Raw genomic sequence first — 283 nt, 5'->3', positions numbered from 1 at the left:
ACCGCACAATAGATCTCATTGTAGACCGAATGTCGCGGTACGAGGACGCTCTCTGGTCGGGGGTTGCCCACGTCGATGCGTTAGGCGCGGATGTCACCGCAGCAAGCTGGAAGCACTTCGCGTCCTCTCTCAACATTGAGGAAAAATATCCTGGTGTGAATGGCATCGGCCTTATCCAGTTCGTGGATAGACAGAACCTCCAAGCTTATATGACTGCGCGGGAAAGCGAGGAGAGAGACTTCTCAATTTTCCCTGAACATGACCTCGATTTCTTGCTGCCGAT

1 protein-coding gene is annotated in these 283 nt (G+C 52.7%); it reads left to right on the top strand.

Going from position 1 to position 283, the window contains the following annotated elements; translation table 11 throughout:
- Positions 1-29: 29 nt before the first annotated feature.
- Positions 30-283: CHASE domain-containing protein (locus R0J92_RS22490; RefSeq protein ID WP_411053293.1), on the top strand; the 254-nt coding region annotated here is incomplete at its 3' end.

Origin of the sequence: Tritonibacter sp. SIMBA_163 (genome assembly GCF_046535935.1) — a bacterium.
Lineage (GTDB): Bacteria > Pseudomonadota > Alphaproteobacteria > Rhodobacterales > Rhodobacteraceae > Epibacterium > Epibacterium scottomollicae.
Note: the sequence above shows the minus strand (reverse complement) of the source record. Positions and strands in the feature narration are given on the sequence as shown.